Consider the following 6555-nt stretch of genomic DNA (forward strand, 5'->3'; position numbering starts at 1 on the left):
GGAATAGTATCAATAGTTTCCGTGGTAAAACTTATTTCTGTACATCCCGTAGCATTACCAATAGCATTATAAGGAGTAACCGAAACATAAATTGTAGTATTTTCAGGGAAATCGCTTGTATGGCTATAACTTGTTGTTGTAAGCTCGGTATTATTTGCCAGATCATTTCCTCCTGGATTTGTTCCAATATTTATATAATATCCATCGGTATCTTGTACAGCGTCCCAGCTAATATTTTCACTGATACTAACATCGGTTGCACCATCTAGCGGACTGGTAATTGAAGTACAATTTGGAATAGTAGCAATAGTTTCTGTGGTAAAACTTATTTCTGTACATCCTGTAGCATTACCAATAGCATTATAAGGAGTAACCGAAACATAAATTGTAGTATTTTCAGGGAAATCGGTTGTATGGCTATAACTTGTTGTTGTAAGCTCGATATTATTTACCAGATCATTTCCTCCTGGATTTGTTCCAATATTTATATAATATCCATCAGCATCTTGTACAGCATCCCAGCTAATATTTTCATTGATGCTAACCTCGCTTGCACCATCTACCGGACTGGTAATTGTAGTACAATTTGGAATAGTAGCTATAGTTTCTGTGGTAAAGCTAAATTCTTTACAGCCACTGGCTGTCCCTTCAGCATTGTACGGTAGTATGTTAACATAAATTACCGTATTAGAAGGTAAGTCTGAGGGGATATCGTAAGAGTTATTATTTCCACCGGTAATATTTATATTATTTACAATATCGGTATTTCCTGCACTGGTGCCAACACTTAGATAATAACCATCTGCACCATTTACACGAGTCCATTCTATATGAGTACTCACAACCACATCTGCAGCCGATGGTGCTGGCAGACTAAGTTCGTTACATTCAGGAATTGTAATATTGCCTCCGGTGGTAAAGGATTGAATAGTACATCCAGAGTTTAATGGTCCATCAGAGAAATATGGTACCACAATAACATTATAGGTAGTATTAGGAGCAAGATTATTGCTAAAATTGTAATTACTGGTTTTTCCTACATCAATATTGTTTAAAAGGTTATTGGCCTCAGCATTGGTTCCTACACTTAATAGGTAACCACAAGCGCCAAAATCATCTTTCCATTCAAGTACTGTATTTATAGGGACACCGGTTTCATCATTGGCCGGATTAACCACACTTGTACATGATTTGTTTGTACCCTGCACATCTACAGTAATATCATTTCGTATTAAAAGTAGGTTCTTTCCGTTGGTTCCGGGGGGATTACTATTTTCAAATGGCACCAAATCACTTGTGATTTCACAATGGTATACACCATTATCACATTCGGACACATTATATAAAATTAAATTAGGCTCATTTGGTGCATCGGGAATTGCTGTACCATTTTTAAACCATTGATAATGATTTTGATTTCTTCTAACTGTAGTATTCAATGTAATAGTGTCATTAACATTGGGAGTATACGATTCTACTGAATTTACTTTTGCTTGTGGAGCGTAGGTATATTTTCTAAAAAGGACAATGGAAGGTATTTTTGTCCAATATGTACTCAATAATTGTACATAGGCATTATGTTCATCTTCAAAATCTCCAAAATGAAAGTGGTTGTTATCAAATTTTAATTCAAAATAATTGGTTTTTCCATCTAAGGCCAATGAAGCAAAATCTGGAATTTTCCCCGACAAGAGATTATAACTTACATCCAGTTCGTCTGAAGCTCTTAAAGCCCCGTTTGTTTGCCAAATGTCGTGATATTGATCTATAATATTGGTTCCGGTAAAGAGGTTATGGTGTAAAACCAGATTCCCTAGTGAACTATTTTTAGTAATATTAAGTGATTCAATTTGATTGTTGGAAGCATCTAGAGAGCTTAAGGCAATATTCTGTGTTATATCCAGACCCGTATCGGTAAAAAGATTATTAGCTATATTAAGATTTTGCAATTCCCTGTTTTGAGTAACATCAAGATTGGCGATCTCATTATTTGAAAGTGCTAGCCTTCTTAGAAGTATATTTTGCCTAACATCAATGCCTGACAGCATATTATAAGATGCTGTTAATTCTTCTAAAACTTTATTTTTGGTAACATCTAGTGATGTAAGTTGGTTATTCTGAACATTAATATCGGTTAATAAACTATTTTGGCTTACATCTATATTGGTCATGTCATTTGAACTTGCCACTAAAACTTTTAATTGTGAGTTTTTTGTGATATCGATATTTGTGGGGGAGGAGCCACTTTTATTTTGAATATATAAAGTCTCCAGCATAGCGGCATTTTCAAAAGAAATGGCATTAATTAAATGATTGCTTATTCGTATGTCCTTAAGCGAATTTGTTTGTGGTAACTGTATTGTTTGGGTGTTTGTAGTTTGGAGTCTTAGCTGTTCTAAAGCAAGAAAATTAGAAACGTTTACATTGGTAATATTTCCGCCCTGGCAGCTTAGCGTTTTTAAGCTGTTTTGGTTGTTTGGGAGTAGGGCATTAATTGTTAATGAATTATTGAAGTTGGTGCTCAAAAAAAGATGTTCTAGGTTATCATAGTCTGAAAAATCTACATTGATATTAGAACGTAGTAGCATATATATATCCCTAACGGTATTTGTATTGGGATATATGACGCTAGATAGATTAAAGAAGTTATATATTTCTATTTCTTCTAAAAGAGTGTTTGAAGAAAGGTCTAAAGTAGTGATAGGCGCATTGTTGGTATGGCCATTAGAGCGCGCAATAATTATTTTAAGTTGGGTATTTGCAGAAAGATCTAGATTTGCGAGGGCCATATTACCGCTAAACCTCAATTCTTCTAAATCAGTTAATGTACTTAATGGTAAAGTTGCAAATTGATTTCCGTTAAGGTCTAATGAAAGGATATTTACAAAAGCCTCAAGTCCTGAGAAATCTGTGATGTTGTTCACAGAGACATCTAATGTTGTAACATTAGCAGCATCTGAATTTAAAATATCTCCGGTAGTTCCATTTGTATCTATACCCTCGGCAATTAAAAAAGCTTCGAAATTGGCATCGGGCACAGGCGTAGTTTGTGCAGTCAACATTGTATTAATTATAAGTATAAAAACGGAGCTGAAAATATATTTCATCAAAACAAAACTTATTCAATTCAAATGGTTATTGTTAATTCTAAAAATGTTGAATGGCTTAAACCTTTATTTAGCGCCTAAGTGATTGATGTAAAAGTCAACATTAAATAGAAAATGAGGTCTATTGAAAACGTTACATAGTATCTACTTTATGAATTTTGTATATACATACTATCTACAATTATTTTTAAGTACTGATAAACAGTTATTTGAAATTATAAATACGATGGAATAAGTGACCATTTTAATTGTTTTAAGCCTGATTCTTTTCTATTAGTTTCTATTTTTGTAGATACAACGCAGCATATCATTAAATGAGGATTTTTATATTTCTAGCCCTTTTATTATCTGGAACGCTGAGCAGAGCGCAAAATATTTTGGAAAGCACAAGGCAGGCACTCGATTCTGTAGAGTTGCTTCAAATGCAAAACAAGACGCAGGAAGCAATTGAAAGCTTAAAGAATACGATTTATAGAACCAATTCGGCTGACGACCTTGCCTATCTATATGCTTATCAAAGCGGCCTTTACGTTTCCAGAGATAGCCTTTTAATGGGGAAGAAACTATTGGATCTTAGTTTCGAAGCTGCGGAAAAGGCAAAAAATAATACTTCTAAAGCTGTAGCCTATAGAGCCAAAGCTTATCTAAACTATCATCTTAATTTGCCCGATGATGTGGTGAAAGATGCTCTAACCGGGTTGCAGTATCTAGAGGGAAATAATACCGATTTAACAACAAAATACTATCTAAATTATCTTTTATATAGCACCTACAGTAGGTGGGGGGATGAAGAAAAGATGGAAAAATACATCTTAAAATGTAAGAAATATGCTATTGATGCAAGAGATATCAATTTACAGGTAAATGTAAATAACGGAATGTCCAGTATGTACCTGGCACGTTATAGAGAAACCAGGAAAAAAAAATTGTTAGATAGCACTTTTCAATATCTAAGAAAATCATTTGAACTTCAGCAATCTAACCCAAAAGAAGTAAGTGGCGATACATTTGTAATCACCTGTATCAATATTGCAAATTTTTATCTTGAATGGTCTAGCGAACCCATGGAAGTTCGTAAGGAGAAAGCATTTTATTACCTCAAATTTGCCGAAGATAAACTTGAAAAAGATGAAGCTTCTTCAGAAAAATGGATCAATGTACTTGGTATAAAGAGTGGCTTTGCCAAAAAAGAGGGAAATGTAGGGCTTGCAGAACAGTATCTTTTGCAGGGCTTGACTTTACTAATGAACGATAAAGGAAATTATTTTAAGCTGGAATACAGGATAAACAAGGAGCTTGCAGCTATAGCCTTAAAAAGAAATGACTTAAAATCGGCTTTAAATTACCAGGAAAGGGCAGAAGAACTATTGAAGAAGTCTTTTGACGAACAGCAGTTGCTAAATGCTCAAAAGTTGGAAATACAATTTGAAACAGAAAAGAAAGATCAGCAGCTAAAATTGCTGAAGGAACGCGAAACATTTCAAAAAAGACAAAATTATCTCTATGGTGGCATTGCGCTTGCATTGCTTTTTGGGCTTGTATTTATGTTTGTATCATATCATTTTAAGTTAAAGTATTCTATTGAACGTGAAGAAAAACTGAAACGGGAAAAAGAAGAAAGCGAACATAGGGCAAATTTGAAGCTAAAATTTGAAAAGGAAGAGCAGTCCAGATTAAAGGCCGAACAGGAACTTTTAAATATTAAGCAGCAACAGTTAGAAAAAGAATCATTGGCAAACTCTTTACTTATCGAGTACAAAAACGATATGTTGCAACAAATAAAATCGAATATTCAGGAAGGTGATACAAAAAAAATACAAAAGTTACTAAAGGAAGAAATGCTTTTGGCTGCTGATTTTGAAAATATTAAAACACAAATACAAAAAGTTCATCCCGATTTTTTTAATCAGTTAAATGCATTGGCTGTAAAGAAGCTAACACCCTTAGATCTAAAATATTGTACCTATCTGTACTTAAAAATGACTACAAAGCAGATTGCACAAGCCTTACATATAGAACCTCAAAGCGTTAGGATGTTTAAATATCGTTTAAAACAAAAATTTGGTTTGAGTAAAGATATTGACCTGGATGATTTTTTGGCTAACTTAACGAGAGTGTAAAATAAACTCTGTCTGAATTGAATTATTTATTAATTTCATTCATACAGAATTATGGCAACAAAAGAACAACAAGAATTCGAGAAAAAGGTGCTTGACCAGTTCATGTCAGGCAAAAGCCTTTTTGGTGCAGACGGTGCTTTTGCACCGATGCTCAAGAACGTTATTGAGAAGGCCCTTCAGGCAGAGATGGACTCTCATCTAAGTAGTGATGAACGCTCCAAAGGGAATAAACGCAATGGCAAGGGAAAGAAAAAGCTTAAAAGTGGCTTTGGCTCTTTTGACATTGAAACCCCTGAAGACCGTCAAAGTAGCTTCCAACCGGAACTGGTTAAAAAGCGACAGACGATTCTGGCTGATAATCTTTCAGAAAAAATTATCGGTCTTTATGGACTTGGAATGAGCTACCGTGACATCTCGGGTCATATCAAAGAAATGTACGATACCGATATTTCCCATACGGTTTTAAGCCAGATCACCGATCAGATCATTCCTGATATCAAAGCCTGGCAAAGTCGTCCTTTAGAACCCCTTTACTGTATTGTTTGGCTTGATGCCATGCATTATAAAGTTAAAGTGGATGGAAAGATTGCCCACAAAGCACTTTATAACATCCTGGGTATTACCAAAGAAGGGAAAAAGGAAATCCTGGGGATGTATATCTCTGAGAGCGAAGGTGCTAATTTCTGGCTACAGGTTTTAACCGACCTTCATAACCGTGGATTACAGGATATCTTAATAGCCTGTACAGATAATCTCAAAGGCTTTACACAAGCCATCTTAAGCGTTTATCCAAAGGCTCAGGTTCAGCTTTGTATTGTACACCAAATCCGTAATTCATTGAAGTATATTGCCTCTAAAGATCAAAAAGAGTTTATGAAAGACCTGAAAAAGGTCTATAGGGCTGTCACTAAAGATGTAGCCGAAGATGAGCTATTGAACCTGGAAGGGAAATGGGGTAATAAATATCCTGTAGTTATTGAAAGTTGGCAGCGTAACTGGGAACAGCTATCCCAGTATTTTGAGTATACAGAACCCATTAGGAAGATTATTTACACCACTAATGCCGTAGAGGGCTTCCATCGGCAAATCCGGAAAGTTACCAAAACCAAGGGTGCTTTCACCACTGATATGTCGCTGCTAAAGCTAGTCTACCTGGCCACACGAAACATTGAGAAGAAATGGACCGCTCCTTTGCATAATTGGAGCCTTACGATTCAGCAATTTTATATTAAATTTGGAGACCGGATACCGCTGGACATAAACGCCAATTCCTCTGGGGCTAGCCCCAGAGGAATTGAAACATCAGACAGAGTTTAATTTACAGACCC

3 protein-coding genes are annotated in these 6555 nt (G+C 35.3%); 2 read left to right on the top strand and 1 reads right to left on the bottom strand.

Features of this window, described 5'->3' with window-relative positions; genetic code table 11:
- On the bottom strand, positions 1-3107 hold a 3107-nt coding region (locus tag I6U49_RS13475), incomplete at its 3' end, for an immunoglobulin domain-containing protein (RefSeq protein ID WP_317191880.1).
- 377 nt (positions 3108-3484) lie between these two features.
- Here I6U49_RS13475 and I6U49_RS13480 point away from each other — a divergent pair.
- Entirely contained in the window at positions 3485-5227 is a 1743-nt protein-coding gene (locus I6U49_RS13480; protein WP_198629202.1) for a helix-turn-helix transcriptional regulator, read from the top strand.
- 51 nt (positions 5228-5278) lie between these two features.
- The gene (locus tag I6U49_RS13485; RefSeq protein ID WP_262894938.1) at positions 5279-6544 is read left to right on the top strand and encodes an IS256 family transposase; all 1266 of its coding nucleotides are present in this window, start codon (positions 5279-5281) and stop codon (positions 6542-6544) included.
- Positions 6545-6555 lie beyond the last annotated feature (11 nt).

Origin of the sequence: Salegentibacter maritimus, assembly GCF_016236915.1 — a bacterium.
Lineage (GTDB): Bacteria > Bacteroidota > Bacteroidia > Flavobacteriales > Flavobacteriaceae > Salegentibacter > Salegentibacter maritimus.

Excerpts from the sequence above, each read along its gene's own strand:
- I6U49_RS13485 (WP_262894938.1), top strand. The coding sequence starts at position 5,279 with ATGGCAACAAAAGAACAACAAGAATTCGAGAAAAAGGTGCTTGACCAG.